Raw genomic sequence first — 24,194 nt, 5'->3', positions numbered from 1 at the left:
GTCTCCTTTCGTTAAGCCTCCCTTCGCAAAGGGAGTGGCACCGCCGCAGGCGGTGACGGAGGGTTTTCCCCATAAAGAAACCCCTCAGCCAGCTTCGCTGACAGCCTCCTTTCCGAAGGGGGCCTTTAAGTCCATAAAATATAATCTCCCAAATCCGACGCCGGCCACAGGATGACCTCGGGCCACCGGGCAGTCAGCCGCAGGGCCAGCTCCCAGCCGGCGGGGGTGAGGCCCGCGTCGGCGATGATAATGGGGCAGCGCAGCAGCCCCAGGCCCCGCAGCCACAGGAAGGACCGAACCTGCTGCTCCAGGTCCTCCCCCTCCCCGCGTCCGGTGAGGATTACCTTGGCCTCCCGCCCGGGCAGCGGGCGCAGCAGAAGCCCAAACAGCCAGCAGCCCACAAGGGCCAGGCCCAAAATGCACATCAAAGCCAGCGCGGCGTCCCAGAATGTACCCACTACAGCAACACCTCCGGGTCATCCTATGCCGCAGAGCCGAAGGTGGTTAAAGCCTCCCTCCTTGAGGGAGGTGGCCTTAAACCGTCCCCGAAAACAGGTTGACCCCCACGTGGGTCAGCCCCAGCATGATGCACCCGGCGGTGAGCACCCCCAGCACCACGGCGGGCATGGCCTTTTTCAGCCGCATGCCCAAAAATGCCGCCGCCAGCGAGCCCGTCCAAGCCCCCGTTCCCGGAAGAGGGATGGCCACAAAGAGCCACAGGCCGATATATTGGTACTTCTGCACCTTTTTTCCCTTTAAATGGGCTTTTTTCTCCAACCGGTCCACAAATCCGTTCAGCTTGGGAAAATATTTCCTCATCAGCTGGAAGATGCGGCGGATATACACAATGATAAAGGGGGTTGGAATCAGATTGCCCGCCACCGCCGCCGGAAAGGCCAGATAATAAGGCAGCCCCAGGGCCACTCCAAAGGGAATGCCGCCCCGCAGCTCAATTATCGGGAGCATGGATACCAGCATGGTGAACAGGCATTTGCCCCCGGCGGTGCCGGTTAAAAAATCAAAGAGCTCCATGCCGTCACTCCCGTCCCAGCAGATAGTCGGCGGTCACGCCGAAGTAGTCGGCCAGGAAAATCACCGTTGTGGCGGGGACGTTGATCTGCCCGTACTCAATTTTTTGGTAGTGGCGGTCCGTACATCCCAACAGCTCCGCCATTCCCAACTGTGTCATTTTTTTGCTTTTCCTGAGCGGCTTTAACCGCTCCGCAAAGCTGGGCAAAATAATTTCCATTATTTTCTCTCTTTCCCATTGACATTATTTAAATTCGTGGTATAATAACGACATACAAATTCGTGTTCAGGTGGTGCTATCATGGAAGAAACCCTGAAAGAGCTCTATATCCGGGAAACCAGCCGGAATGGCCTGGACTTCGACAGCGACCCGGAGTACCAAGCCTATTATACACAGGCGGAGGCCCTTTGGGAAGGGGGAGATATGCCCGCCGCCCTGTTTCACCTGCTGGAAACCGGCAGCTTCCTCTCCTTTGCCCACGGCTTCCGCCTGGGCGCGCAGCTGGCCGGTTGGGTGCAGACCTTCCCCTAAAGGGGAAGGCTTTTTTCCGCGGGCGGGACGGGGCTTTATTCCAGCATTTTTTTCAGGTACCGCCCCGTATAGGAGCCGGGGCATGCGGCAACCTCCTCCGGGGTACCGGTACAAACGATGCTTCCGCCGCCGTCGCCCCCCTCGGGCCCCAGGTCGATAATGTGGTCGGCGGTTTTAATCACGTCCAGGTTGTGCTCAATGACCACCACGGTGTTGCCCCCCTCCACCAGCCGCTGGAGCACCTCAATAAGCTTGTGGACGTCGGCGGAGTGGAGACCGGTGGTGGGCTCGTCCAGGATATAGATGGTCTTTCCGGTGGACCGCTTGGACAGCTCGGTGGCCAGCTTGACCCGCTGGGCCTCGCCGCCGGACAGCTCGGTGGAGGGCTGGCCCAGCTTCACATAGCCCAGGCCCACCTCCTCCAGGGTCTTGAGGCGGTTGTAAATCTTGGGCAGGTTCTCAAAGAAGGGCAGGGCCTCGTCCACCGTCATCTCCAGCACCTCGTAAATGTTCTTGCCCTTGTAGCGCACCTCCAGGGTCTCCCGGTTATACCGCTTACCCTTGCACACCTCGCAGGGGACGTAGATATCGGGGAGGAAGTGCATCTCGATTTTGAGAAGGCCATCGCCGGTGCAGGCCTCACACCGGCCGCCCCGGGTGTTGAAGGAGAACCGGCCCGGACCGTAGCCCCGGCTTTTGGCGTCGGGGGTGGAGGCGAACAGCTCCCGGATATCACTGAACAGATTGGTGTAGGTGGCCGGGTTGGACCGGGGGGTCCGGCCAATGGGGGACTGGTCAATGTTGATGACCTTGTCCAAAAACTCCTCCCCCTCAATGCGCTCGTGTCTGCCCGCCCGGGTTTTGGTTCGGTTCAGATCGGCCCCCAGCTTCTTGTACAGGATTTCGTTCACCAAGGAGGACTTCCCCGACCCGGATACCCCGGTGACACAGGTGAAGGTACCCAGGGGAATGTCCACATCCACGTGGCGCAGGTTGTGCTCCGCCGCGCCGAAGACCTTTAAATAGTGTCCGCTCCCCTTCCGCCGCTGGGAGGGAACGGGAATTTTTTTCCGCCCTGTGAGGTAGTCGCCGGTGACGGAGGCGGGGTTGCTCATAATCTCCTCCGGGGTGCCGCTGGCCACGATTGTGCCGCCGTTCACCCCTGCGCCGGGACCCACATCAATGATATAGTCGGCCTCCCGCATGGTATCCTCGTCGTGCTCCACCACCAGCAACGTGTTGCCCAGGTCCCGCAGCTCCTTCAGGGTCTGGAGCAGCTTGTCGTTGTCCCGCTGGTGCAGGCCAATGGAGGGCTCGTCCAGAATGTAGAGCACCCCCATGAGGGAGGAACCAATCTGGGTGGCCAGACGGATGCGCTGGCTCTCACCGCCGGAGAGGGTGCCCGCCTCCCGGGACAATGTTAAATATTGCAGGCCCACCGACTGGAGAAAGCCCAGGCGGTTTTTGATTTCCTTTACAATCTGGGCGGCAATCATGGTCTGGGTTTCGTTGAGGACCAGTTTTTCCACAAAGTCCAGGGCCTCGGTAACGCTTTTGCGGCAGTAGCTGTCGATATCCAGCCCGCCCACCGTAACGGCCAGTGACTCCCGTTTCAGCCGACGGCCCTGGCAGGTGGGGCAGGGGCACTGGGACATGCATTCCTCCAGCTCCCGCTTCATGGCGTCCGACTGGGTCTCCCGGTAGCGGCGCTCCAGGTTGTTGACGATCCCCTCAAAGGGCTGGTACAGGGTACCCTTGCCCCGGGGCTGGTCGTAGTGGAGGGTGAGCTTCTCCCCGTTGGTGCCGTAGAGGATGATATCCATCACCTCCTTGGGCAAGTCCTTGACAGGGGTATTCAGCTTGAACTTGTACTTCTTGGCCAGAGCGTCGAAGTACATCCGGGAGATGCCGTCCGATTTGATGTTGTTCCACCCGGAGGCGGTGATGGCCCCCTCCACAATGGACAGGTCCTTGTTGGGGATAATCAGTTCCGGATCCAGCTTCATCTGGGAGCCCAGGCCGGTGCAGGCGGGACAGGCCCCAAAGGGATTGTTAAAGGAGAACATCCGAGGGGACAGCTCCTCAATGGACACGCCGCAGTCCTCGCAGGCGTAGTTCTGGGAGAACAGGATATCCCGGTCCTCCCCCACAATGTTGACAATCACCAGGCCGCCCCCCAGGTTGGAGGCCACCTCCACACTGTCGGTAAGCCGCCGGGTGATGTCGTCCCGGATGACCAGCCGGTCCACCACAATTTCAATGTGGTGTTTTTTGTTTTTGTCCAGCTTGATCTCCTCGGACAGGTCGTAGAGAGAGCCGTCCGCCCGCACCCGGACATAGCCCGACTTCCGGGCGTCCTCAAAAATTTTGACGTGCTCCCCCTTCTTCCCCCGGATCACCGGGGCCATCACCTGGATGCGGGTGGCCTCGGGGAGGGCGAGCACCTGGTCAATGATCTGGTCAATGGTCTGCTGGCGTATCTCCTTGCCGCAGACGGGACAGTGGGGGGTGCCCACCCGGGCCCACAGCAGACGCAGGTAGTCGTAAATCTCCGTCACCGTGCCCACGGTGGACCGTGGGTTCTTGCTGGTGGTCTTCTGGTCAATGGAGATGGCCGGGGACAGGCCGTCAATGTAGTCCACGTCGGGCTTTTCCATCTGGCCCAGGAACATCCGGGCGTAGGAGCTAAGAGACTCCACATACCGCCGCTGTCCCTCGGCATAGATGGTGTCAAAGGCCAGGGAGGACTTTCCCGACCCGGACAGCCCGGTGAGCACCACCAGCTTGTCCCGGGGGATTTTTACGTCGATATTCTTCAGGTTGTTCACCCGCGCACCCTTGACGGTGATGTGTGTGTGCATAGTTTTGTTACTCCTTTGCAAAATCGAAAAAAGAATTACGGGAAGAGCAGAACAAAAGAGAAGAAGAGGATCGGCACAGCCTCACACCACGGGCCCAGCGTCAGCACCAGACAGACCAGCCGCCGTCCCAGCCGCCGCCAGCCCCGGGCACCGTGAATGTACTCCCACTCCCAGCCTGGCCCGCCGGTCCGCTTCATGTGCCGCCGCGCCAGCACCAGTGCCGTCAGCACCAGCACATTCCACGCCAGCAGGGCCTGGGCCGCCCGATTGACAAACACCGGGTCGTTAAGCAGAGCCAGTACCGGGGCGAGTATGCCCGCAAAGGGGCTGAGCAGCGCCTGCACCGCCGCATACAGCAGCATAGCCGGGAGCAGCAGGACAGTGAAAACAAGAAATCCCATTGAAACGCACCTCTTTGCCAAAAATCAGGCTTTTTTCTTCCGCTTTTTCGGCAGGGGCGTGACCTCCTCGGCCAGCCGGGCGGCCTTACGAAGGGTGTCCCGGTTGTCGGGGTCCAGGAGGTAGTGGTCCTTGGCCCCATCATAGGGCGGCTCGGTGGGACGGCCCTGCAAAAGCTCCTCCAGACAGGGCAGCATCTTCACCAGGACACGGTCGTCACAGATGATGAGCACCGGCTTGTCGTTGAGATAGACCATATACTCCCCGAACATCTTCCGGGAGCGCACCGCCCCCAGACCCTCCAGCTGCTCGCAGATGTAGGCCACAAAATCAGGACTGCTCGCCATGAAAATCCCCCCTCTCCTCACTGCGGCCCACCAGATAATCAAGGCTTACCTGGAAATAATCCGCTAATTTAATCAACGTCAAAGCGGGAACATTGATTTTTCCCGATTCAATATCTTGATAATGACGGCTGGTTTTCCCTAACAGCCCGGCTATGTTCTGTTGGGTCACACCTTTTTCCTTCCGCAATAGTTTTAATCGTTGACTTAAAAGGGACATTTTTATTTCCATAACTCGATTTCTCCTATTTACGGAATTTTATCTCATGTTATAATATCTCACGAAATTATAACACGCCTGCAGGAGCGGCCTGTGGCCGCCCGCCAATGCGAGGCACCGCAGGGTTCCGCCGCGTCCGCCTGCCCATGACGTGTGCGGGCGCGGGCGGCCACAGCCGCCCTTACATATTAACCGTCCACCGTTAAATCCGCGGTGGACGCCCCCACCAGCTCAATCAAAGCGGCGGGGGAGAGCTCCACCTGAAAGCCAATCTTCCCGGCGGACACCATAATGGTGTCGATAATCTCCGCCGTTTCGTCAAAGACGGTGGGGTACTGCTTCTTCATCCCCACTGGGGAGCAGCCGCCGTGGACGTAACCCGTCAGGGGCAGCAGCTCCCTCTGGGGGAGCATGGCCACCGACTTCTCCCCCACCGCCCTGGCCGCCTTTTTCAGGTCCAGGCTGTCCTCCACCGGGATGCCAAACACATACAGTCCCCCGGACGCCCCCCGGGCCACCAGCGTTTTGAACACGCACGCCGGGTCCTGCCCCAGCTGCTTCGCCACGCTCACCCCGTCCAGCCCCGCCTCCGGGTCGTAGACATGAGGGGTGCAGGGGATGTTTTTTTGCTCCAAAACCCGCATGACATTGGTTTTTTCTTCTTTTTGCTTTGCCATCTGCTCATTTCCGTCCTTGTAATAACAGTCCTCCCGCCATTTGGCCGGGTTGGTGTCAGTGTATTCCCATATTCTCCGGTAATTGGCATCATTGCGGATGATATGGTCGTGGTATGATGTCTGCCATATGTTGAAACCAGCTTCCTGATTGGAAAATCGTTTCATTGAGTCAATTATGCGGGGAATCAATTGTGTAGGCCCCGCAGAAGAGCACCAGCAGAATCTCCCAGAGGATAAACACCAGCAGGCCGTACCGCAGCAGAATCAGCAGCCACCATTTCCAGCCCGAATGCCGGTCAATATAGGAGCGGTCCATGGTCCCGCTTTTCTTCCACACGCGGCGGATCAGAAGCAGCACCGCAAGAACAATCAGATTCCACACCAGCAAAATGGGCGCGATCAGAGGCATAGCCACCTGAAAAAAGTACAGCACCGCAATGGGCAGAATCATAGGCCACAGCACAACAACAATCAATCCGCCCACGGCGGCACCTCCTTATTTCCCCCGCAGCTCCACAATCTGATCCCGGAGGGCGGCGGCCAGCTCGAATTCCAGCAGCTTGGCGGCCTCCCGCATCTCCTTTTCCAGCTTGGCGATCCGCTCCAGCTTCTGCTGCTTGGTCAGACCCTGGACCTCACCCCGGCGCTCGGCGGTGTCCTCGTCAGCGGAGATGCTCATCAGGTCCCGCACAGACTTAATCACCGTTTTGGGCACAATACCGTGGGCTTTGTTGAAGGCGTCCTGCTTTTCCCGGCGGCGCTCCGTCTCGTCAATGGCCCGGCGCATGGAGGGGGTGACGGTGTCAGCGTACATAACCACCATACCCTCCGCGTTCCGGGCGGCCCGGCCAATGGTCTGGACTAGTGAGGTCTCACTGCGCAGAAAGCCCTCCTTGTCGGCGTCCAGGATGGCCACCAAAGACACCTCGGGCAGATCCAGCCCCTCCCGCAGCAGGTTGATGCCGATCAGCACAGAGAACAGCCCCAGGCGCAGGTCCCGGATGATCTCCATCCGCTCCATGGCATCAATATCGTGGTGCATGTAGCGCACCTTGATCCCCGCACCCTGGAGGTAGGTGGTCAGGTCCTCCGCCATCCGCTTGGTGAGGGTGGTCACCAGCACCCGCTCGTTCCGGGCGGTGCGGGTGTTGATCTCGCCGATCAGGTCGTCAATCTGGCCCTCCACCGGGCGGACCTCAATCAGGGGGTCCAGCAGTCCGGTGGGCCGGATGACCTGCTCTACAATCTGCCCCGACCGGGTGCGCTCATACTCCCCCGGAGTGGCGGAGACATAGACAATCTGGTTGACCCGCCGCTCAAACTCCTCAAATTTCAGCGGCCGGTTGTCAAAGGCGCTGGGCAGGCGGAAGCCGTAGTCTACCAGGGTGGTCTTCCGGGCCCGGTCACCGTTGTACATGGCCCTCACCTGGGGCAGGGTGACGTGGCTCTCATCAATAAACAGGACAAAATCCTTGGGAAAGTAATCCAGCAGAGTGTTGGGGGGCGACCCCACCGGACGGCCCCCGATCACCCGGGAGTAGTTCTCAATGCCGGAGCAGTAGCCCAGCTCCTGAATCATCTCAATGTCATACAGGGTGCGCTGCTTGATGCGCTGGGCCTCGATAAGCTTGTTTTCACTCTCGAAAAGGGCCACCCGCTCCTCCATTTCCTTATAAATCTCCTGGACTGCCGCATCCAGCTTCTCCTTGGGGGTGACATAGTGGTTGGCTGGCCAGATGGGTATGTTGTTCAGCCGGCGGATGGGGGAGCCGGTGACCACGTTAATTTCGCTGATGCGGTCGATCTCGTCCCCAAAGAATTCCACCCGGATGGCAGTGTCCTTCCAGTAGGCGGGCCACACCTCCACCGTGTCCCCCCGAACCCGGAACATGTTGCGCTCAAAGGCGATATCGTTGCGCTCATAGCGGATGGAGACCAGCTTTTTCAGCAGCTCGTCCCGCTCCAGCTGGGCCCCCACCCGCAGGGAGATCATCATCTTGCCGTAGTCATCCGGCTCGCCCAGGCCGTAGATGCAGGACACGGAGGACACCACAATCACATCCCGCCGCTCCAGCAGGGAGGCGGTGGCGGACAGCCGCAGCCGGTCGATTTCCTCGTTGACAGAGGAATCTTTTTCAATAAATGTGTCGGTGTGGGGGATATAGGCCTCAGGCTGATAGTAGTCGTAGTAGCTGACAAAGTACTCCACCGCGTTGTTGGGAAAGAACTCCTTAAACTCGGCGCACAGCTGGGCGGCCAAAGTCTTGTTGTGGGCCAGCACCAGGGTGGGCCGCTGGACCTTCTCAATGATCTTGGCCATGGTAAAGGTCTTGCCTGAGCCGGTAACGCCCAGCAGGGTCTGCTCATCCAGCCCCATCTCGATGCCGTTTGACAGGGCCTCAATCGCCTCGGGCTGGTCGCCGCTGGGCGTATATTCAGATACCACTTCAAAATTTGGCATACGTCTCACCTCTGCAGGGACGGATGTCATCCGTCTGTGTAACACGCCCTATTATAGCAGAACTAACGTTCCATATCAAGAGAAAATCGAACAAATTTTTCACCACTGTCCGGGGTGGACCAGCTGAAAGCCGCGCTTCTGCCCGGCAGCTTCGCTCTCCCGCAGGGACACCAGGTCCCCGTCGGAAAAAACCAGGTGGTCCACCAGCTGGACCCCCAGGGGCTCCAGGGCGGCCCGGACCACGCTGGTGGTATTCATGTCCTCCGGTGAGGGCAGGGCAATTCCGCTGACGTGGTTGTGGGCCAGGTAGCAGAAGGAGGACCGCAGGGCCATGCATTCCTCCGCCACCCGGCGGATGGTCACGTCAGAACTGCTGTTGTTGCCCTCTGATATTCTCCTGACGCCCTGTAACCTCTCTTTGGCGTCCAGGCACAGGATATAGACCATCTCATTGCGCGCGCCGTAAAAATAGGGGGCCAGGACGTGTCCGGCCTCCGCCGCGGTATGGATGATAACACCTGGCCCGGTGCGGCCCTCCAAGTAGCGGCCCAGCACCGCCGGGAACAGCTTGAGCAGGACAACGGAGTGCTCCCCCATCCCCTTTACCTTCATCAGCTCCTCAGGCAGGACATCCAGCACGCCGTCCAGCGTACCAAAGCGGTCAATAAGCTCATGGGCCAGAGGGTTTACGTCCCCCTGGGGGATGGCGTAAAACAGCAGCAGCTCCAGCACCCGATGGTCGGGCCAGCCCTCAATGCCCCGGGTGAGGAATTCCTCCTTCACCCGCCCCCGGTGCCCGGTGTGGATGGCTTTCTTTTTCTCCGCCATAGCTGTTCACCCTTTATTTCTTCGTTTCGACTCTCTCAGCCCGCTATATCGTCCAGATAGTCCTGATAAGCCTGATCCAGCAGGGGCTCAAACTGGAGATAATCCTCCCAGCTGCCTGCAAATTCCAAGGGCAGATCGCACAGGACGTTGATTACCCACTCCACGTAGTCCTCCCAGTACCGACCGCCGTCGTAGTACCACACCACAAAGGGGAGGATCTCCGGACTTAGATCCTCGTCCCAGAATTTTCCGTCGCAGTACCGCAGGAAAAAGTCCACCCCCAGCAGCCTGCCGGCTTTCACCGCCTCCAAAATTTCGGGAATCTCCCAGTGCATCTCCCCTGCGAACCCTCTCCGAACAATCCAGGTGAGGAAAAAGCCTATGTGGTTGCCCGCCCGGCGGGTGATCTCATACTCATCGTCCTCTGTGAGGGAGCTCTCCCCCTTGGCCGCGGTCTGGCAGTAAGCCTCCCGCGCCTTTTCACAATAATAATCCGCCTTGTCAAAGCACATGCTGCTCTCCTCCTTATTTTGCCCCGTACTGCGTCAGATAGGCTTCCATCCTGGCCTTCACACTGTCGTCGATATAAATCCTGCCGTCCACCGGGTTGTTATGGAGGAAGGCAATCACCTCCCGCACGGTGACAATGGGAAAGACCTGGATGCCGTAGTCCTGGCGCAGCTCATCCAAGGTGGAGCAGTCCCGGGTCCCCCGCTCCATCCGGTCCACCGAGACAAACAGGGCCTTCATCTCCACCTTGGCTACCGATTTGAACAGCTCAATGGACTCCCGCACAGCAGTGCCGGCGGTAACTACGTCCTCAATGATAGCCACCCGGTCGCCGTCCTGGGGCTTATAGCCCACCATAGAGCCCCCCTCGCCGTGGTCCTTGGCCTCCTTGCGGTTGAAACAGTAGGGCAGGTCCCGGCCGTGATTGCGGTAGAGGGAGGCCGCGGCAGAGACCGCCAGGGGGATGCCCTTGTAGGCCGGACCGAAAAGGCAGTCGATCCCCTGAGGCATGTGCTCCTGGATGCAGGCGGCGTAGTAGTCCCCCAGCTTGGCGGCCTGGGCACCCGTTTTATAGTTGCCCGTGTTGACAAAATACGGGGTCTTCCGCCCCGACTTGGTGGTAAAGTCTCCAAAGGTAAGCACGCCGGAGCGCACCATAAAGGTAATAAATTCCTCCTGATAGGTCATGGCGGTAAAACCCCTTTTCTTGTATTTTATCAGGCTTCAAATTTGCCGCCCCTACAGATGGCGGCTAATCTGACGATTGCCACAGCCCTCTTGGGCCGTAACGGTTTATTATACCACATATTTAGATGCTGTACAAGACCCAGCCGCCCTGCCGCAGGGAAATCAATTTTGGCGCTGTAGGGCGCGACGGCCCCGGCGCACCGTTTACAAAAGCTGTCAACCAGCGGCGGGCCGAGTCGTCCCGCCCTACAAATATGGCCGGATTTTCTAAAAATTGATTTTTGTGGCCCTGTTGTCCTGCCAAATGAGACCGGTTTCCCTTGACTTTTCTTTTTCCCGGTGATATTATGTCACTGTCAAAATGGCATTGACGGAGAAGAGGCCGTGGGAAAGCACCCAGAGAGGGGCGCCAAGTGCTGCAAGCGCTCTGTGCGGAAACCGGCCGGTACCACTCTGGAGCCGTCCGGGAAGACCGGACCGGGGCCTCCCGTTATCGAGGACACGAGCGGCGGTTGAAAAACCGCAAGCAGGGTGGAACCGTGGAGCTGTCGCTTCACCCCTGAACTTTATCAGGGGTGGAGCGTTTTTGTTTGTCCGCCCCAATACAAGGAGGAATTTTAATGTCTGAGGAAAACAACCTGTACACCTTTGAAAACCCTGAGTACCGCGCCACCTACTGGCACACCTGCTCCCATGTGATGGCCCAGGCGGTCAAGCGGCTGTGGCCCGAGGTAAAGCTGGCCATCGGCCCCTCTATCGACGAGGGCTGGTACTACGACATGGACGCCCCCTTCGCCTTTACCCCCGAGCACCTGGAGCAGATCGAAGCCGAAATGAGGAAAATCTGCAAGGAGAAGCTGAAGCTGGAGCGGTTTGAGCTGCCCCGGGATGAGGCCCTGAAGTTTATGGAGGAGCGGGATGAGAAGTATAAGGTGGAGCTCATCAACGACCTGCCCGAGGGGGAGGCTATCTCCTTCTACAAGCAGGGTGAGTTTACCGACCTGTGCGCCGGCCCTCACCTGGACTCCACCGGCCGGATCAAGGGCAACGCCCTGAAGCTCACCGCCTGCAACGCCGCCTACTGGCGGGGGGACTCCAGCCGGGAGACCTTGCAGCGCATCTACGGTATCGCCTTCCCCAAGAAGGACGAGCTGGATGCCCACCTGGCCCGGATTGAGGAGGCCAAAAAGCGGGACCACCGCCGTCTGGGCCGTGAGCTTGGCCTGTTTATGCTCCGGGACGAGGGCCCCGGCTTCCCCTTCTTCCTCCCCCGCGGCATGGTGCTGAAAAACACCCTGCTGGACTACTGGCGCAAGGTCCACAAGAAGTACGGCTATGTGGAAATTTCCACCCCCATCATGCTCAACCGTCAGCTGTGGGAGCGCTCCGGCCACTGGGACCACTACAAGAACAACATGTACACCACCGTCATTGACGATGTGGACTTTGCCGTCAAGCCCATGAACTGCCCCGGCGGCATGCTGGTCTATTCCAGCGAACCCCACTCCTACCGGGACCTGCCCCTGCGGGTGGGGGAGATCGGCCTGGTTCACCGCCACGAGCTGTCCGGCGCCCTCCACGGTCTGTTCCGGGTGCGCTGCTTCAATCAGGATGACGCCCACGTGTTCATGACCCGAGAGCAGATGCAGGACGTGATCCAGGAGACCGTCCGCCTGTTTGACGAGGTCTACTCCGTCTTTGGCCTGAGCTACACCATTGAGCTGTCCACCATGCCCGAGGACCACATTGGCACCGTGGAGGAGTGGGAGCGCAACCAGGACATCCTGAAGCAGGCCATCACCGCCATGGGCAAGGACTTTGTTGTCAACGAGGGGGACGGCGCCTTCTATGGCCCCAAGCTGGACTTCCACCTGGCCGACTCCCTGGGCCGGACCTGGCAGTGCGGCACCATCCAGCTGGACAGCCAGCTGCCCGAGCGGTTCGAGCTGGAGTACACCGGCGAGGACGGGGAGAAGCACCGCCCCGTTATGATCCACCGGGTGGTGCTGGGCTCCATTGAGCGGTTCATCGGCGTCATCACCGAGCATTTCGCCGGGGCCTTCCCCGCCTGGCTGGCCCCCGTTCAGGTGAAGCTGCTCCCTGTCACCGACCGGGCCGCGGAGTACGCCGGCCAGGTGTCCGCTCAGCTGGACGCCCAGGGCTTCCGGGTAGAGGTGGACAGCCGCAACGAGAAAATCGGCAAAAAGATCCGGGAGGCCACCCTGGAGAAGATCCCCTTCATGCTGGTGGTGGGCGACCGGGATATGGAGAACGGCACCGTCTCCGTCCGCCGCCGCTCCGGCGAGGACCTGGGCGCCATGTCCCTGGACCAGTTCGCCGCCCTGCTGGGTGATGAGGTCCGGACAATGGCCAGAGCCTAAGGGCAAAGCGGCCCCAAAAAGTGAGGCAAACCTATGGATAAGGCCATTGTCATCCGTCCCGTATTTGAGCCAGGGCGGCGGATTATCGCCGTCAGCGATATCCACGGCAACCTGCCCTTTTTCCTGGCCCTGATGGACAAGATCAGCCTCACCCCGGAGGATATCCTGGTTCTAAACGGCGACCTTCTGGAAAAGGGGCGGGACAGCCTGCCCCTTTTGCGCCGCCTCATGGCCCTGTCCGCTACCCACACCCTCTACCCCATCTGCGGCAACTGCGATGGGCTGGTCCTCCGCTTTTTCGAGACGGATGAGCTGGACAGCCGCTTTTTCTCCTCCTACCTCCCCCGGCACCCGGAGTCCACCCTCCGCCAGCTGGCCCGGGAGGGGGGCTTTGATCAGGTGGACGACCTGCCCAAGCTGCGCCGGGACCTGCGCGCCGCCTTTCCGGAGGAGTGGGCCTGGCTGCGGGCCATGCCCACCATCCTGGAGACGGAACATTTGCTCTTTGTCCACGGAGGCGTACCCTCTTTGGAGGGGATGGAGAAGCTGGACCGGTGGCACTGCATGAAAAATGACAACTTTCTGGGTCAGGGCCACAGCTTTGACAAGTGGGTCATTGTGGGCCACTGGCCGGTCACCCTCTACAACCCCCGCATCCCCTCCTCCGCCCCCCTCTTCACCCCAGACCGGAAGATTATCTCCATCGACGGAGCCTGCGTACTCAAGGTGGACGGCCAGCTCAACGCCCTGATGCTGCCCTCGGAGGAGTCGGAGGACTTTTACTGGACGGCCTGGGATGGATTGCCCACCGCCACAGCCCTGGACCCTCAGCAGCCCAGTGAGGACCCGGTGAACATCCGCTGGGGCCGCTCCGCTCTGGAACTGCTGGAAGCCGGGGAGGAGCTGTCCCTGTGCCGCCACAGGGAGACGGGGCGGGAGCTGTATATCCTCAACGAGTATCTGCGCCAGGGCCGGCACGGCCTGGAGTGCGAGGACTCCACCGACTACCGCCTCCCGGTGGCCCCAGGGGACCTTTTGACGGTGGTAAGAAAAACCAGGCGCGGTTTTTTGTGCAAAAAGGAGGGGGTAACGGGCTGGTATTATGGGCGATTATCGGATATAATGAAGGAAAAACAAACTTAAAAAGGATTTGAATGTATGTTGGATTTTCGCCCCCTCCAACTGGAGGACCTGCCCCGCCTGCGCCAGTTTTTTGGCTACAGCCGCAACCGCATCTGTGACACCACCCCCGGTACCGTCTTCATTTGGCGGGACATCTACAAAACCGAGTGGGCCGTTTACGACGGCTCCCTCTACTTCAAGGTGGACTACCCCGGCCTGGGCCCCACCTTTACCCTGCCCCTTGGGGGCGGCCGGCCTGAACACTTCCGGCAAATTGCCGACTTCTGCTGCCGCCGGAATATGCCGATCGCTTTCTATCCCGTCCCCAAGGACGAGCTGGAACAGCTCCAGGAGTTCTTCCCCGCCAGTACCGCCGTGGGCGAGCGGGACAACTTCGACTACCTGTACCGGGCGGAGGACCTGAAATACTTCCGGGGCAAAAAGCTCAGCGGCCAGCGCAACCATGTAAACAAGTTTTTAAAAACCTACGGCAACTGGACCTTCCGCCCCATTGCCCCGGAGGACATCCCGGCGGTGAAAGACTTCTTAGACCGCTACGCCGCCCGCTGGGACAAGGGTGCGGCCACCTTCCACGAGGATATCGCCAAAACCCACGAGGTGCTGGACAACTACCAGACCTACGATCTTCTGGGGGGCGTGCTGCTGGTGGAAAACCAGATTGTGGGCTTCTCCCTGGGAGAGATCATCGGCGACACCCTGTTTACCCACATTGAGAAGGCCGACCGGGACTATGAGGGCTGTTACCAGATGCTGGTGGCCCAGTTTGCCCAGCAGTTCGCCGGGGAGGGCGTGGCCTTCATCAACCGGGAGGACGACACCGGCGATATGGGCCTGCGCACCAGCAAGCTGTCCTACCATCCGGTGGCCCTGCTGGAGAAGTACACCGTTACCGTGGACAAGCCCTGCGACTACTGTCAGGCATAAGAAAATCCCGGCCATTGGCCGGGATTTTGCATTATTCCACCGCCTTTTTCGCGGCGTCTATGTCGTTGGCCACCACCAGCAGGAGGGTCTCCCCCCGGCGGGCAATGTAGGCGTTCTCCAGCTTGGGGATCTCGGCGGGGCGGTAGTCTATATTTTCGTCGATTTGGCTTTGAACATAGTCCTTCAGCGCCTTCTCAGCGGTTTCGGCGGAATCCTTGCTGTCCAGCACCAGATATGCCAGCTCTTCGCAGGTGGCCCCGGCGGAGCGGCGGACAATCGCTCCACTCAGACGGTCTAAACCGTAGTCGGCCAGCTTGTACAGAACAAAGGCGGTGTCTTTGTCCAACTCCTCCAACTCCTCGGAGAAAGCTCCGCTGTCCAGCAGCGCCTGAACATCATCGGTATCCCATACCGTTTTATCTTTTTCCCCGCCGCAGGCGGTCAGCCCCAGCGCCAAAGCCAGGGCCAGCGTAATTGTCAAAAGCTTTTTCATTCTTGCACACTCCCATCAGCAGTTGTCGGTTCGGCGGGCTCCGGTACGGGAGGGCCATCCGGGTACAGGGTGTCAAAGTCCACAGTGTGGGTCTTCAGGTACTCCAGCCACCGCTGGCAGGGCTCCTTTTTCAGGTGGACGCCGTCCCGGCTGTCCTCCTCGGGCAGGGAGCCGTTCTCGTCCACAAACTGGGAGTACAGGTCCAGATAGACCACCTGCTTCTCCTCCGCCGCCTGACGCAGAAGGTCGTTGTATATCCGCAGATGGTCGTTGTTCAGATAGTCGTGGCCGCTGGATTCTATCGCCTGTTTTTCGTTCACCGGGATCAGACCTTGAATGTAAATGACCGCCTGGGGCTGGACCCTTCTGATCTCGTCGATCGCGGCGCAGTAGCTGCGGTAAAAGCCCTTGTCGTTGTTGTAGCCCAGCTCGTTGATGCCCAGAGAGATGTACACCTTTCCGTACTCCTCCAGAGCCAGGGCCTCCAGCAGGGTATACTTCTCCCCATCGATAGTAAGCGCCTTTTTCTCGGAAAGGCGGAAGATGGAAAGCCCGTTGGAGGTGAGATTTTTGCCGGTGCCAATGCCGCTGTAGAGCATAAAGCCGTCGGTGCGGGAGTCGCCCACAAAGGCGGCGTCGTCAAAATAGCTCTGCTCCACCGCCTCCCCCTCCGGGGCAGGCTGGGAGAAGTCGTAGGGGGGCGCCTTGGGCTGGCCGGGCTCCGGGAAATCCTGGGAACCAGCGGCGGAAGAACTTCCATCAAGCCCCAAGGTATCGCCCGGCTGAGTGGGGTCCGGGTCCTTGGGCGTCTTGTCCCAGTACTTTTGATAGATCAGCACCGCCAGGACCAGGGCCATTATAACTGCCGCCGCCGCCAGCACAATCACCGCCCAGCGGCTTCGGGCAACACGCTTCCCTTGATAATGGGCCATCCGCAAACACCTCCCTGCCGGTCAAATACTGTCGAAACCGTACCTGTTCAGGATACCATATTTTCGGCAAAATTCAAGTGACAAATCTGTAACAAAAAAATCCTTTTTCTGTCAAAAAAACAGGCGGCAAAATCCCCGGCCAAAACCGGCCGGGGATGCTCTGTTATGAAATGGCCCGGCGCATCAGACCCACGCCAATGGGACTGGGGCCGGTGTGGACGCCGATGGTCACCCCAATCTGATAGGGGCGCTTCACGTCGGGGCGGTCATAGCCCAACTCCAGCAGGCCATCGTAGACAGTCTGGGCAAAGGCCTCATGTTCCGCCGCATCCAGGCCGAAGCCGGTGGCCAGACGGCAGCGGTCTATGTCGATCTCCTCCCGTTTCAGGTGGCGGAAAAACAGCTCCCGCACCTTGACCAGCGACTTCTTCCGCCCCTGGGCAATACCGTCAGAGATGAGCCCGGCGTCCTTGTAGCCGATCAGGGGCTTTACCTTCAGCAGCGTCCCGGTGGCAGCCGCCGCCCGGCCAATGCGGCCGCCGTGGCGGAGATACTCCAGGTCGTTGGTGGTAAAGAAGATACGCCCGGTGGCGGGCAGGGGACGCAGCGCCTCCACCGCCTCCTCCAGGGTACAGCCGGCGTCCCGGAGGGCGGCCGCCTCCTGGACAAACAGCCCTTGGAGCACGGTGGCCAGGGTGGAGTCCAAAACCTGGACCCGGACGTCCGGAAACTCCTCCCGCAGCTCCTCCGCCGCGTTTTGGGCCGTCTGGAAGGAGCCGCTGAACCGGGCGTTGAGGCAGATGCACAAAATGGGCAGGCCCTGGGCCGCCAGGGGACGGAAGGCCTCCAGATAGTCCTCCAGAGTGGGCATAGAGGTCTTGGGGAACACGCCGGGGCGGTCCGCCATCATCTGGTAAAACTGGTGGGTGGAGATATCCCGCTCCTCACGGTAGTAGACCTCGTCGCCAATGGCCGCATAGAAGGACACCATAGTCACGCCCAGCCGCTCCAGCTCCTCCCGGCCTAAATCGCAGGAGCTGTCACTGACAATATGGAACTTCATAGTCCTCTCCTTTGTGTTTTATGACCCGCCTGTCTCCTGCGGGCCAAGACCGGGTGTCTGCCCGGTGGGTATTAGTGCAATTATATAACAACGCCAGAAAAATCTCAACCATTTTTTGAAATATTTCCTTCGCGGTGTTGATTTTGTATACCACCGCAGGCCTGCTGATGGGGACCCGTCTGGTCATCAATGGAGTGAACAGCACCCCCTCCACCATCAATCTGGTGATCTCCACCTCTCACTTCGAGAACCAGATCAAGGTCACCCTGCCCGCCAACTCCACCATTTCCCTGCAAATGTTTATCTGCATTGTGGGAATTGCCATTCTGGTAGGCGGCGGCGCGGGGCCTGCCTGACCATCATCCGGCTGAGCTGAACGCCGCCGGAGCACAAAAATCTCCCGCCGGCTTTTGCTGGCGGGAGCAATATTACAAGGAATCAAAAGGAGGCGCCGTTCGATCTGAGATTTTTATTTTGACGTCCGGTGACAGGCCCAGATAATTGCTCCAAATCCGCAGCCGCCGATTATATTGCCGATGGTAACAGGAATCAGGTTGGCAAAGAAACCTGTCAGGCTCAGCGCGGACAGGTTCACCCCCGCCTCCTGGGCCAGCCGGGCATATTCAGGCACACCCGCCGCCATCAGCCCGGCAGGGATATAGTACATGTTGGCCACACAGTGCTCAAAGCCCCCAATGACAAAGAAGCTCACCGGCACAAAGGCTCCGATGGCCCGGCCGGGCAGGCTCTTGGAGCACAGGGAGCACATCACCCCGGCGCACACCAGGATGTTGCACAAAATCCCCAGCACCACCGCCTTTCCGAACGGAATGGCACACTTGGCGGCGGCGGTGCGGATGGTATGTACCGCCAGGGCTCCTCCGGACAAATCCAGCTGTCCGCAGTACACAACGGCCGAAGCCAAAATCACCGCCCCCAGCAGATTGCCGATGTAGACGATCACCAGATTCCGAACCATCCCGGCCAGCGCCGCCTTTTTCTCCAGCAGAGAGATGGTGATAAGGCAGTTGCCGGTAAACAGCTCCGCCCCGGTTACAATCACCATAATAAGCCCGAAGGGAAACAGCAGCCCGCACACCACCCGAGACATTCCGGCGTTGGCCAGCATATGTGCCGCCGTGTTGGCCACCACCGCGCCGGAGGCGATATAAAACCCGGCCAGCAGTGCCGACAGGTACAGCTTTTGGGCGCTGTTGGCGCACTTTTTTTCTCCCACCTGGGCGTAGAAATTGACAAATTCCGCCGGGCTCAGCATAAGCGCCCCGCCTTTCTTTCAAAAATCAGCGCAGCTCCTCCAGCATGTGCCGCACCTCGCCAATCATATACAGCGATCCGGTGACACACACCATATCCTGAGGTCCCGCCGCCGCCAGCGCCCGGTCCAAGCCGTTCCAGGCGCTTTCACAGGCAATCGCCTTGACCCCTCGGTCCTCCAGCCAGGCGGCCAGAGCGGCGGCGGACATGGCACGGGGGCTGTCGGGGGTGATGGTGTAAAACTCCCTTGCCAGGGGGAGCAGCTCCTCCATCATGGCGGACCAGTCCTTGTCAGCCAGCACGCCGGTGAGGAAAATCATCTTTTTCCCTGGATACAGCTTCTTTAACGACCGGGCCAGGGCCTCCAGGCACTGAGGGTTGTGCCCCCCGTCCAAGATCACATCAGGACAGCGCCGCACCAGCTCCATCCGTCCGGGCCACCGGGCCCGAGACAGCCCTCTGTTGACAGCTTCCCAGGTAATACCCCAGCCCCGCAGCCTTAAGGCCGCCACTGTCTCCAGCACCGTTATGGCGTTATACAGCTGATACTCCCCCAACAGAGGGATATGGAAGGGGCCCATCCTGTGATATCGAAACCGTTGCCCCTCCGGTCCGCTGGAAACCATCTCCAGCGTCTTCGGGTCTGTCAGCCAGAGCCGTCCGGAATTGCCCGCCCTGCGGCAGGCATCCTCCACGGTCTCGATTACCTCCCGGCTCTGGCGATAGAGAACCACATCACAGCCTGGCTTGATGATCCCCGCTTTTTCAGCGGCAATTTTTTCCAAGGTATCCCCCAGAAATTCGGTGTGCTCCAGCCCGATATTGGTAATGACAGCCGCCTCCGGGGCGGGGATGATGTTGGTGGAGTCCAGCCGGCCTCCCAGCCCGGTCTCCAGCACGACAATATCGCATCTGGACCGCAGAAAGTGGACCATCCCAATGGCGGTCATCAGCTCAAACTCGGTCTCATCCTCCGCCGCCTCCAGCACCTGGGCAGTAATTTCCACCAGATCGTCCCCGGAGATGGGGACCCCGTCCACCTGGAACCGCTCATGGAACCGCCACAGATGCGGGGAGGTGTACAGTCCGGTTTTCAGCCCAGCCGCTGTGAGCACCGAGGCCAGCATGGCGGCGGTGGACCCCTTCCCGTTGGACCCGGCGATATGGACAAATTTCAGGCTGTTCTGAGGATTGCCCAGCCGGTCCAGCAGCCGGCGGATACGCTCCAGCCCCGGCTTCTGGCCCACCCAGGCCCGTTGGTGAATCAGTTCAACCGCTTCCACGTCCGTCATGGCGTCACGCCTCCCGGACACAGGAGACCATCAGAACGCCCGGCCCACCCTTTATGGTAAAGCTCTCATTCTGGCCCTTCAGGCATAGCAGGGTCTGCCCCGCCTGAACCTCCAGCCCGAATTCGGGCAGACTGGCCCTTCCGGACACACAGTAGACAGCCAGCCCCCGGGTCTGCGCTCCAGGCTGGATGGTCTCCTCATAGGCCTCCTCCCGGTGCAGCTGGATCACAACGCCGCTGCCCTTTCCCTTGCGCACCATCAGGTTGAAGTCCACGCACTTTCCCCAGCTCTCCACCGGCACGCCGCCGTCAAAGGCGACCACCTTCCCTGGAGCCACCGGGATGGGCTCCTGACTGTCAATTTTCAGCTGGATTTCCCCCTCCAGCACGGACAGCAGCCGGTTGTAGTCGGGCAGGGGGGTAAAGTCGGAGTGGTCCAGCTCCACGGTGGCGGAGCTGAGCCGCCAGAAGAAATCCCTGTCCCCATACACCGCCCCCTCCGGGGCAATGGCCAGCTGAGTGGTAGTCCCGCCGGACCAGTTGGTAGTCACATAGTCCTCTCGGGTCAGAAGTTTCCATTCCATAACAGGGCTCCTTTCGTCAGTCCGCGTATCTCACCACACCGCTGCGGCGCAGAGCGTGGACCAGTGGGATACAGACTGTGGTAATGCCCACAGCGGTGGCGATTCCGGTTGTAAACCGAAGCGGCAGGCCGGGCAGATATGCCGCAAAAGAGGTGTGGTACATCAGCGACTCCAGCCAGATGCTCACCGTATTTCCGGCCGTCGTAAGAATGGCCCCGGCGATACACACGGCGTAGCACGTCACGGGGCGGCTCTCCAGCCGCTTTCCGGTGCGGCGGCACCACAGCGCTCCGCAGCCCACTACCATCCCCCGGATGGCGGCGGGGACCACATAGAGCACCGTGGTGGGGGCCAGCCCATAGGGGCCGGTAATCTGGGCGACAAGCTCCCCCAGAAGGCCCACCAGCATACCCTCAACGGGCCCGAACAGCATTGCCGCCAGCACAATGGGCAAAGAGGCAAAGGAAAATTTAAAATAGGGTGTCTCAATGGCGATGGTCCGTTTCAGCAACACCATCATTGCGGTGAGCAGAGCCACCATGCAGATGGTATAGGCAGTCTTTCTTCTCTGTGCTGTTGTCATAATAATACGCTCCTTTCACGGCGTGTTGCCATGTAAGGAGCGCACTCCCCCATGGCAGCGGATGCGGCACAGCATCGCGGGCTAAAAGCTCCCTTCGTCCGCCGGCAACTTCCCATCCGGCAGCACTTGACGCGCTGGGCCTACTCTGTCAGGTACTTTTCTATTTTACTCCCCCACTCGAGGAAGGAAAACAGCATAAAACTTACATCTGGCTGACTACAGTGCTGTAGATCTGGTCGGCCAGGGGCAGGGCCTTGGCCAGCAGGGCCTCGCCGCGGGCCCGGTAGTCCTCTGCCAGGACGGTGTCCTTCAAGCTTCCGATATTGATAAGCACATTGAGCCACGCCCCCTGGATGGCGGCGCGCAGGGACAGGGCGGACACGCCCAGATCGCTGGCGGCGCTGTCGTTGCTCTTGCCCAGCACGGAGGCGGTGAGCTCCAGCGTCTCCACGGCCAGCTCCATCATCTCAAAGGGGGTTTTGGTGCAGCCCTTCAAGCCCTCCTGAATGGCGGCGGAGCGGGCGGCCTTCTCCTCGTCGGTGGCCTTGGGCATGCCAAAGGCGGCGCTGACCACATTGAAGGCCTCGGTATCCCGGTCCATCACATCCACAAAGCGGGCTTGCAGGTCGTTGGCCTTGGCCTGGACGGACCGGGCCAGCTCCTCATGCTCGGCGTACTTCTTCTTGCCCACGGTCAGGGAGCACACCATGGCGGTGAGGGCGGCGCCCAGAGCGCCCTCCAGGGCGGCGGCGGACCCGCCGCCGGGGGCGGGAGCGTCGGAGGCCAGCAGATCGGCAAAGCCGGCGGTTGTCAGTTCAGCAAGCTTCATGGGGTTTCCTCCTTATTCCATACCCACCAGATGATACTCCATCACCTGGTTGTGGCAGTCGAAGTTTTCCAGCTTCAAATAGTGCTCGGCGCAGTCAATCAGGGCCTTGGCGGGGGTGAGGCCCACCACCTCGCTGCCCACAATGTAGGTGCCGTAGCGCTCAGCCAGAGACTTGATCATCTCATAGACGGTACACAGGGAGGTGTCCTCATAGTTGACCATGTTCATGGACACCTGGGCAATGCCCCGGTCCTCCAGCATAAAGCCCATGGCCTTGCAGCTGCGGAAGCCGCCGGAGGAGCCGCGGATGACCTTGGCAATCTTCTTGGCAATCTCCACGTCGGAGGTAGCCAGGTTCACGTTGAAGGCCACCAGGGGCATACGGGCACCGATAGCGGTGATGCCGGCGGTGGGATGAATCTTCCGCTCACCGAAGTCGGGGGCCCACTCGGGCTGGAGCAGCTTCTCAGGCATCCCCTCAAACTGGCCCTTGCGGCAGGTGGCCAGATTGCGGCGGGCGGGGGTGGAGGCGGAGTCCTCATAGAGGAAGGAAGGGATTTTCAGCTCATCCCAGATGCGCTGGCCCAGCCGCTTGCTGATTTCCACGCACTCCTCCACGGTAACGCCCATGGTGGGAACAAAGGGGATCACGTCGGTGGCGCCCATACGGGAGTGCTCACCCACATGCTTGGTCATATCAATGACCTCGGCGGCCTTTTTAGTGAGCTGGAAGGCCACCTCTTCCACGGCCTCGGGGGAGCCGATCATGGTGAACACACAGCGGTTGTGGTTGCCGTCGGTCTGGGCGTCGAAAAGGGTGCAGCCGGGCACGCTCTGAGCCACCTCCACCAGGGCGTTGTAAGCGGCCTCATCCTTCTCCTTGCTGCAGCTGAAATTGGGGATACACTCTACAAGTCTAGCCATTTGTGATTCCTCCTAAATTTTTTTGCGCCGGGACATTTATCTTTGGTGCATCCATTATATAGTCTCCCGCCCGGTGATGCAATAGCGGTACAAAGGTGTTTTCGGCCATTTGCTTAAAAATATTAAGCCCTGCCCTCTGGATTATCCCGTTCCTTTCCGGCCAGCTCCAAAAATCGGCTGACACAGCCAATCTGATAGGGGTTATTTTCCCACACCAGGATCGGGTAGGATTTGGCAGAAAACTCCATCACCGGCTTGGTGTAAACGGGGGAGCCGGGGTGAGCGGCCACAACAGATCTGGGCAAAAAACCCACCCCAAAGCCCGCCTGGACCATCTGCATCTCCATAGGGGTATCGTAGCAGTGACAGGCCACATTGGGGGAAAACCCCGCCCGGCGGCACTCCTCCAGCAGATCCCGGCTGTAGTTCCACAAATCGTCGCTGCGCAGCAGGCACATGGGCACATCCCGCAGGGCCCGGATGGGGACGGCCTCCTGTCCCGGCGCGGGGTCGGTGTCCGGACACATCACCAGCTCCAGGGGGTCCTCCCCCAGCACCTGTTCCCGCAGGCCGTAGGACCGCTCCCACCGGCTGCGCAGAAACAGTACATGGAGCTCCCCCCGCTTCAGATCATTCAGCAGATCGCCCGGGGAGCCCATGCGGACATACAGCTCCACCTGGGGAAACTGTTCATGATACTTCTTTAAAAGGCTGGCGGCAATCTGAACGTCCGAGTAGATAATCCCCAGCTTCAGCTGCCCCCGCACCCCGGCGTCCACATCCCGGACGCTGTCCGCCATAGTCCGCAGGTTCTGGAACATCTGGCGGCTCTGTTGATAGAGGCACCGCCCCGCCTCGGTAAGGGCGACCCCCTTGTTGGTGCGCAGGAAAAGGGTAACCCCCAGCTCGTCCTCCAGCATGGCCAGCTGCCTGCTGATGGGCGGCTGGGCCACATGGAGCTCCCGGGCGGCCCCGGAGATGCTCCCTTTCTCCGCCACGGCGGAAAAGTATTCCAGCTGCTTAAAGTTCATCCTCACCCTCCATACTTTTTTTATATGGCAAATATATAATACAAGTGCTTTTCATTCTACCACGTTTTTGTTAAAATACAATACATAGAAAGCGGTTCCCACCGTAAACTTTATATTTTTATGATCTCTCGGAATTCTGATTGATCCTGCCAGCGAAACTCTGGCATTGGACTTTGACAAGTGGATATTATTC

The 24,194-nt window shown here is 59.8% G+C and carries 29 protein-coding genes and 1 riboswitch; of the genes, 6 read left to right on the top strand and 23 right to left on the bottom strand.

Going from position 1 to position 24,194, the window contains the following annotated elements; all coding sequences use genetic code 11:
* Positions 1–125: 125 nt before the first annotated feature.
* The 3 genes from NFS22_RS10100 to NFS22_RS10090 form a co-directional block, all read right to left on the bottom strand.
* Positions 126–458, bottom strand: coding sequence for a hypothetical protein (locus NFS22_RS10100; protein ID WP_251317650.1), 333 nt, complete (start codon positions 456–458; stop codon positions 126–128).
* 76 nt (positions 459–534) lie between these two features.
* Entirely contained in the window at positions 535–1,032 is a 498-nt protein-coding gene (locus NFS22_RS10095; protein WP_251317649.1) for a COG2426 family protein, read from the bottom strand.
* Between the two features lie 4 nt (positions 1,033–1,036).
* Positions 1,037–1,249 (bottom strand): helix-turn-helix domain-containing protein, encoded by a 213-nt coding sequence (locus NFS22_RS10090; protein WP_277614760.1) that lies wholly within the window; start codon positions 1,247–1,249, stop codon positions 1,037–1,039.
* 81 nt (positions 1,250–1,330) lie between these two features.
* On the opposite strand from NFS22_RS10090, the gene NFS22_RS10085 reads away from it, so the two are divergent.
* A complete protein-coding gene (locus tag NFS22_RS10085; protein ID WP_251317647.1) occupies positions 1,331–1,561 on the top strand; it encodes a hypothetical protein in 231 nt (76 codons plus the stop codon).
* A gap of 35 nt (positions 1,562–1,596) precedes the next feature.
* On the opposite strand, the gene uvrA is transcribed toward NFS22_RS10085, so the two are convergent.
* From uvrA to pyrE, 10 genes are all read right to left on the bottom strand, one after another.
* Positions 1,597–4,422 (bottom strand): excinuclease ABC subunit UvrA, encoded by a 2,826-nt coding sequence (gene uvrA / locus NFS22_RS10080; RefSeq protein WP_251317646.1) that lies wholly within the window; start codon positions 4,420–4,422, stop codon positions 1,597–1,599.
* 35 nt (positions 4,423–4,457) lie between these two features.
* A complete protein-coding gene (locus tag NFS22_RS10075; RefSeq protein WP_251317645.1) occupies positions 4,458–4,823 on the bottom strand; it encodes a hypothetical protein in 366 nt (121 codons plus the stop codon).
* A 24-nt stretch (positions 4,824–4,847) separates the two neighbouring features.
* The gene (locus NFS22_RS10070; protein WP_251317644.1) at positions 4,848–5,168 is read right to left on the bottom strand and encodes a TfoX/Sxy family protein; all 321 of its coding nucleotides are present in this window, start codon (positions 5,166–5,168) and stop codon (positions 4,848–4,850) included.
* Positions 5,152–5,397: a helix-turn-helix domain-containing protein gene (locus NFS22_RS10065; RefSeq protein WP_251317643.1), complete on the bottom strand. Its 246-nt coding sequence runs from the start codon at positions 5,395–5,397 to the stop codon at positions 5,152–5,154. Before NFS22_RS10065 ends, NFS22_RS10070 begins: the two co-directional genes overlap by 17 nt.
* Before the next feature lie 176 nt (positions 5,398–5,573).
* On the bottom strand, positions 5,574–6,227 hold the full coding sequence (ybaK, locus tag NFS22_RS10060) for a Cys-tRNA(Pro) deacylase (RefSeq protein ID WP_420908858.1): 654 nt from the start codon (positions 6,225–6,227) through the stop codon (positions 5,574–5,576).
* A gap of 4 nt (positions 6,228–6,231) precedes the next feature.
* Positions 6,232–6,546: a hypothetical protein gene (locus NFS22_RS10055; RefSeq protein ID WP_251317642.1), complete on the bottom strand. Its 315-nt coding sequence runs from the start codon at positions 6,544–6,546 to the stop codon at positions 6,232–6,234.
* 12 nt (positions 6,547–6,558) lie between these two features.
* Entirely contained in the window at positions 6,559–8,523 is a 1,965-nt protein-coding gene (uvrB, locus tag NFS22_RS10050; RefSeq protein ID WP_251317641.1) for an excinuclease ABC subunit UvrB, read from the bottom strand.
* A gap of 99 nt (positions 8,524–8,622) precedes the next feature.
* Positions 8,623–9,351, bottom strand: a complete 729-nt coding sequence (locus NFS22_RS10045; protein WP_251317640.1) for a JAB domain-containing protein — start codon at positions 9,349–9,351, stop codon at positions 8,623–8,625.
* A gap of 35 nt (positions 9,352–9,386) precedes the next feature.
* Entirely contained in the window at positions 9,387–9,863 is a 477-nt protein-coding gene (locus tag NFS22_RS10040; RefSeq protein WP_251317639.1) for a DUF7832 domain-containing protein, read from the bottom strand.
* Between the two features lie 13 nt (positions 9,864–9,876).
* Complete coding sequence (gene pyrE / locus NFS22_RS10035; protein ID WP_251317638.1) at positions 9,877–10,548, bottom strand: orotate phosphoribosyltransferase; 672 nt, start codon at positions 10,546–10,548, stop codon at positions 9,877–9,879.
* A 413-nt stretch (positions 10,549–10,961) separates the two neighbouring features.
* On the opposite strand from pyrE, the gene NFS22_RS10030 reads away from it, so the two are divergent.
* Genes NFS22_RS10030 through NFS22_RS10015 form a run of 4 tightly spaced genes read left to right on the top strand, consistent with a single transcriptional unit; the run spans position 10,962 to position 14,996 of the window.
* On the top strand, positions 10,962–11,111 hold the full coding sequence (locus NFS22_RS10030; RefSeq protein ID WP_251317637.1) for a hypothetical protein: 150 nt from the start codon (positions 10,962–10,964) through the stop codon (positions 11,109–11,111).
* 57 nt (positions 11,112–11,168) lie between these two features.
* Entirely contained in the window at positions 11,169–12,929 is a 1,761-nt protein-coding gene (gene thrS / locus NFS22_RS10025; RefSeq protein ID WP_251317636.1) for a threonine--tRNA ligase, read from the top strand.
* A 33-nt stretch (positions 12,930–12,962) separates the two neighbouring features.
* The gene (locus tag NFS22_RS10020) at positions 12,963–14,072 is read left to right on the top strand and encodes a metallophosphoesterase (RefSeq protein WP_251317635.1); all 1,110 of its coding nucleotides are present in this window, start codon (positions 12,963–12,965) and stop codon (positions 14,070–14,072) included.
* Between the two features lie 15 nt (positions 14,073–14,087).
* Positions 14,088–14,996: a DUF2156 domain-containing protein gene (locus NFS22_RS10015; RefSeq protein ID WP_251317634.1), complete on the top strand. Its 909-nt coding sequence runs from the start codon at positions 14,088–14,090 to the stop codon at positions 14,994–14,996.
* 31 nt (positions 14,997–15,027) lie between these two features.
* Here the strand turns inward: NFS22_RS10015 and NFS22_RS10010 are convergent, their stop codons facing one another.
* The 3 genes from NFS22_RS10010 to NFS22_RS10000 all read right to left on the bottom strand — a co-directional run bounded on the left by NFS22_RS10010 (position 15,028) and on the right by NFS22_RS10000 (position 17,484).
* Positions 15,028–15,489: a DUF4358 domain-containing protein gene (locus tag NFS22_RS10010; RefSeq protein ID WP_251317633.1), complete on the bottom strand. Its 462-nt coding sequence runs from the start codon at positions 15,487–15,489 to the stop codon at positions 15,028–15,030.
* Positions 15,486–16,421 (bottom strand): GDSL-type esterase/lipase family protein, encoded by a 936-nt coding sequence (locus tag NFS22_RS10005; protein ID WP_251317632.1) that lies wholly within the window; start codon positions 16,419–16,421, stop codon positions 15,486–15,488. Before NFS22_RS10005 ends, NFS22_RS10010 begins: the two co-directional genes overlap by 4 nt.
* Positions 16,422–16,584: 163 nt before the next feature.
* Positions 16,585–17,484, bottom strand: a complete 900-nt coding sequence (locus NFS22_RS10000; RefSeq protein ID WP_251317631.1) for a DegV family protein — start codon at positions 17,482–17,484, stop codon at positions 16,585–16,587.
* 143 nt (positions 17,485–17,627) lie between these two features.
* Between NFS22_RS10000 and NFS22_RS09995 the strand changes: the two genes are divergently transcribed.
* Positions 17,628–17,840 (top strand): BclA C-terminal domain-containing protein, encoded by a 213-nt coding sequence (locus NFS22_RS09995; protein ID WP_251317630.1) that lies wholly within the window; start codon positions 17,628–17,630, stop codon positions 17,838–17,840.
* Positions 17,841–17,953: 113 nt separating this feature from the next.
* Here NFS22_RS09995 and NFS22_RS09990 read toward each other — a convergent pair whose 3' ends face one another.
* The 7 genes from NFS22_RS09990 to NFS22_RS09960 form a co-directional block, all read right to left on the bottom strand.
* Positions 17,954–18,760 carry a formate/nitrite transporter family protein gene (locus NFS22_RS09990; RefSeq protein WP_251317629.1) on the bottom strand — a complete coding sequence of 269 codons (807 nt, stop codon included), beginning with the start codon at positions 18,758–18,760 and terminating at the stop codon, positions 17,954–17,956.
* Between the two features lie 25 nt (positions 18,761–18,785).
* A complete protein-coding gene (locus tag NFS22_RS09985; RefSeq protein ID WP_251317628.1) occupies positions 18,786–20,051 on the bottom strand; it encodes a bifunctional folylpolyglutamate synthase/dihydrofolate synthase in 1,266 nt (421 codons plus the stop codon).
* Between the two features lie 4 nt (positions 20,052–20,055).
* On the bottom strand, positions 20,056–20,634 hold the full coding sequence (locus NFS22_RS09980; RefSeq protein WP_251317627.1) for a HutD/Ves family protein: 579 nt from the start codon (positions 20,632–20,634) through the stop codon (positions 20,056–20,058).
* Positions 20,635–20,650: 16 nt separating this feature from the next.
* Positions 20,651–21,217 carry a folate family ECF transporter S component gene (locus tag NFS22_RS09975; protein ID WP_251317626.1) on the bottom strand — a complete coding sequence of 189 codons (567 nt, stop codon included), beginning with the start codon at positions 21,215–21,217 and terminating at the stop codon, positions 20,651–20,653.
* A 53-nt stretch (positions 21,218–21,270) separates the two neighbouring features.
* Positions 21,271–21,367, bottom strand: a riboswitch (THF riboswitch).
* Positions 21,368–21,419: 52 nt separating this feature from the next.
* Positions 21,420–22,046, bottom strand: coding sequence for a cyclodeaminase/cyclohydrolase family protein (locus tag NFS22_RS09970; protein WP_251317625.1), 627 nt, complete (start codon positions 22,044–22,046; stop codon positions 21,420–21,422).
* Positions 22,047–22,058: 12 nt separating this feature from the next.
* Positions 22,059–22,970, bottom strand: a complete 912-nt coding sequence (gene ftcD, locus NFS22_RS09965) for a glutamate formimidoyltransferase (protein ID WP_251317624.1) — start codon at positions 22,968–22,970, stop codon at positions 22,059–22,061.
* 122 nt (positions 22,971–23,092) lie between these two features.
* Positions 23,093–24,001, bottom strand: a complete 909-nt coding sequence (locus NFS22_RS09960; protein WP_251317623.1) for a LysR family transcriptional regulator — start codon at positions 23,999–24,001, stop codon at positions 23,093–23,095.
* Positions 24,002–24,194: the final 193 nt, after the last annotated feature.

It is taken from the genome of Flintibacter muris, assembly GCF_943192995.1.
GTDB lineage: Bacteria > Bacillota > Clostridia > Oscillospirales > Oscillospiraceae > Lawsonibacter > Lawsonibacter muris.
This window is presented reverse-complemented; position numbering and strand designations above follow the sequence as displayed.

Excerpts from the sequence above, each read along its gene's own strand:
- NFS22_RS10095 (WP_251317649.1), bottom strand. The coding sequence starts at position 1,032 with ATGGAGCTCTTTGATTTTTTAACCGGCACCGCCGGGGGCAAATGCCTG.
- NFS22_RS10090 (WP_277614760.1), bottom strand. The coding sequence starts at position 1,249 with ATGGAAATTATTTTGCCCAGCTTTGCGGAGCGGTTAAAGCCGCTCAGG.
- NFS22_RS10085 (WP_251317647.1), top strand. The coding sequence starts at position 1,331 with ATGGAAGAAACCCTGAAAGAGCTCTATATCCGGGAAACCAGCCGGAAT.
- uvrA (WP_251317646.1), bottom strand. The coding sequence starts at position 4,422 with ATGCACACACACATCACCGTCAAGGGTGCGCGGGTGAACAACCTGAAG.
- NFS22_RS10075 (WP_251317645.1), bottom strand. The coding sequence starts at position 4,823 with ATGGGATTTCTTGTTTTCACTGTCCTGCTGCTCCCGGCTATGCTGCTG.
- NFS22_RS10070 (WP_251317644.1), bottom strand. The coding sequence starts at position 5,168 with ATGGCGAGCAGTCCTGATTTTGTGGCCTACATCTGCGAGCAGCTGGAG.
- NFS22_RS10065 (WP_251317643.1), bottom strand. The coding sequence starts at position 5,397 with ATGGAAATAAAAATGTCCCTTTTAAGTCAACGATTAAAACTATTGCGG.
- ybaK (WP_420908858.1), bottom strand. The coding sequence starts at position 6,227 with ATGAAACGATTTTCCAATCAGGAAGCTGGTTTCAACATATGGCAGACA.
- uvrB (WP_251317641.1), bottom strand. The coding sequence starts at position 8,523 with ATGCCAAATTTTGAAGTGGTATCTGAATATACGCCCAGCGGCGACCAG.
- NFS22_RS10045 (WP_251317640.1), bottom strand. The coding sequence starts at position 9,351 with ATGGCGGAGAAAAAGAAAGCCATCCACACCGGGCACCGGGGGCGGGTG.
- NFS22_RS10040 (WP_251317639.1), bottom strand. The coding sequence starts at position 9,863 with ATGTGCTTTGACAAGGCGGATTATTATTGTGAAAAGGCGCGGGAGGCT.
- pyrE (WP_251317638.1), bottom strand. The coding sequence starts at position 10,548 with ATGACCTATCAGGAGGAATTTATTACCTTTATGGTGCGCTCCGGCGTG.
- thrS (WP_251317636.1), top strand. The coding sequence starts at position 11,169 with ATGTCTGAGGAAAACAACCTGTACACCTTTGAAAACCCTGAGTACCGC.
- NFS22_RS10020 (WP_251317635.1), top strand. The coding sequence starts at position 12,963 with ATGGATAAGGCCATTGTCATCCGTCCCGTATTTGAGCCAGGGCGGCGG.
- NFS22_RS10015 (WP_251317634.1), top strand. The coding sequence starts at position 14,088 with ATGTTGGATTTTCGCCCCCTCCAACTGGAGGACCTGCCCCGCCTGCGC.
- NFS22_RS10010 (WP_251317633.1), bottom strand. The coding sequence starts at position 15,489 with ATGAAAAAGCTTTTGACAATTACGCTGGCCCTGGCTTTGGCGCTGGGG.
- NFS22_RS10005 (WP_251317632.1), bottom strand. The coding sequence starts at position 16,421 with ATGGCCCATTATCAAGGGAAGCGTGTTGCCCGAAGCCGCTGGGCGGTG.
- NFS22_RS10000 (WP_251317631.1), bottom strand. The coding sequence starts at position 17,484 with ATGAAGTTCCATATTGTCAGTGACAGCTCCTGCGATTTAGGCCGGGAG.
- NFS22_RS09990 (WP_251317629.1), bottom strand. The coding sequence starts at position 18,760 with ATGCTGAGCCCGGCGGAATTTGTCAATTTCTACGCCCAGGTGGGAGAA.
- NFS22_RS09985 (WP_251317628.1), bottom strand. The coding sequence starts at position 20,051 with ATGACGGACGTGGAAGCGGTTGAACTGATTCACCAACGGGCCTGGGTG.
- NFS22_RS09980 (WP_251317627.1), bottom strand. The coding sequence starts at position 20,634 with ATGGAATGGAAACTTCTGACCCGAGAGGACTATGTGACTACCAACTGG.
- NFS22_RS09975 (WP_251317626.1), bottom strand. The coding sequence starts at position 21,217 with ATGACAACAGCACAGAGAAGAAAGACTGCCTATACCATCTGCATGGTG.
- NFS22_RS09970 (WP_251317625.1), bottom strand. The coding sequence starts at position 22,046 with ATGAAGCTTGCTGAACTGACAACCGCCGGCTTTGCCGATCTGCTGGCC.
- ftcD (WP_251317624.1), bottom strand. The coding sequence starts at position 22,970 with ATGGCTAGACTTGTAGAGTGTATCCCCAATTTCAGCTGCAGCAAGGAG.
- NFS22_RS09960 (WP_251317623.1), bottom strand. The coding sequence starts at position 24,001 with ATGAACTTTAAGCAGCTGGAATACTTTTCCGCCGTGGCGGAGAAAGGG.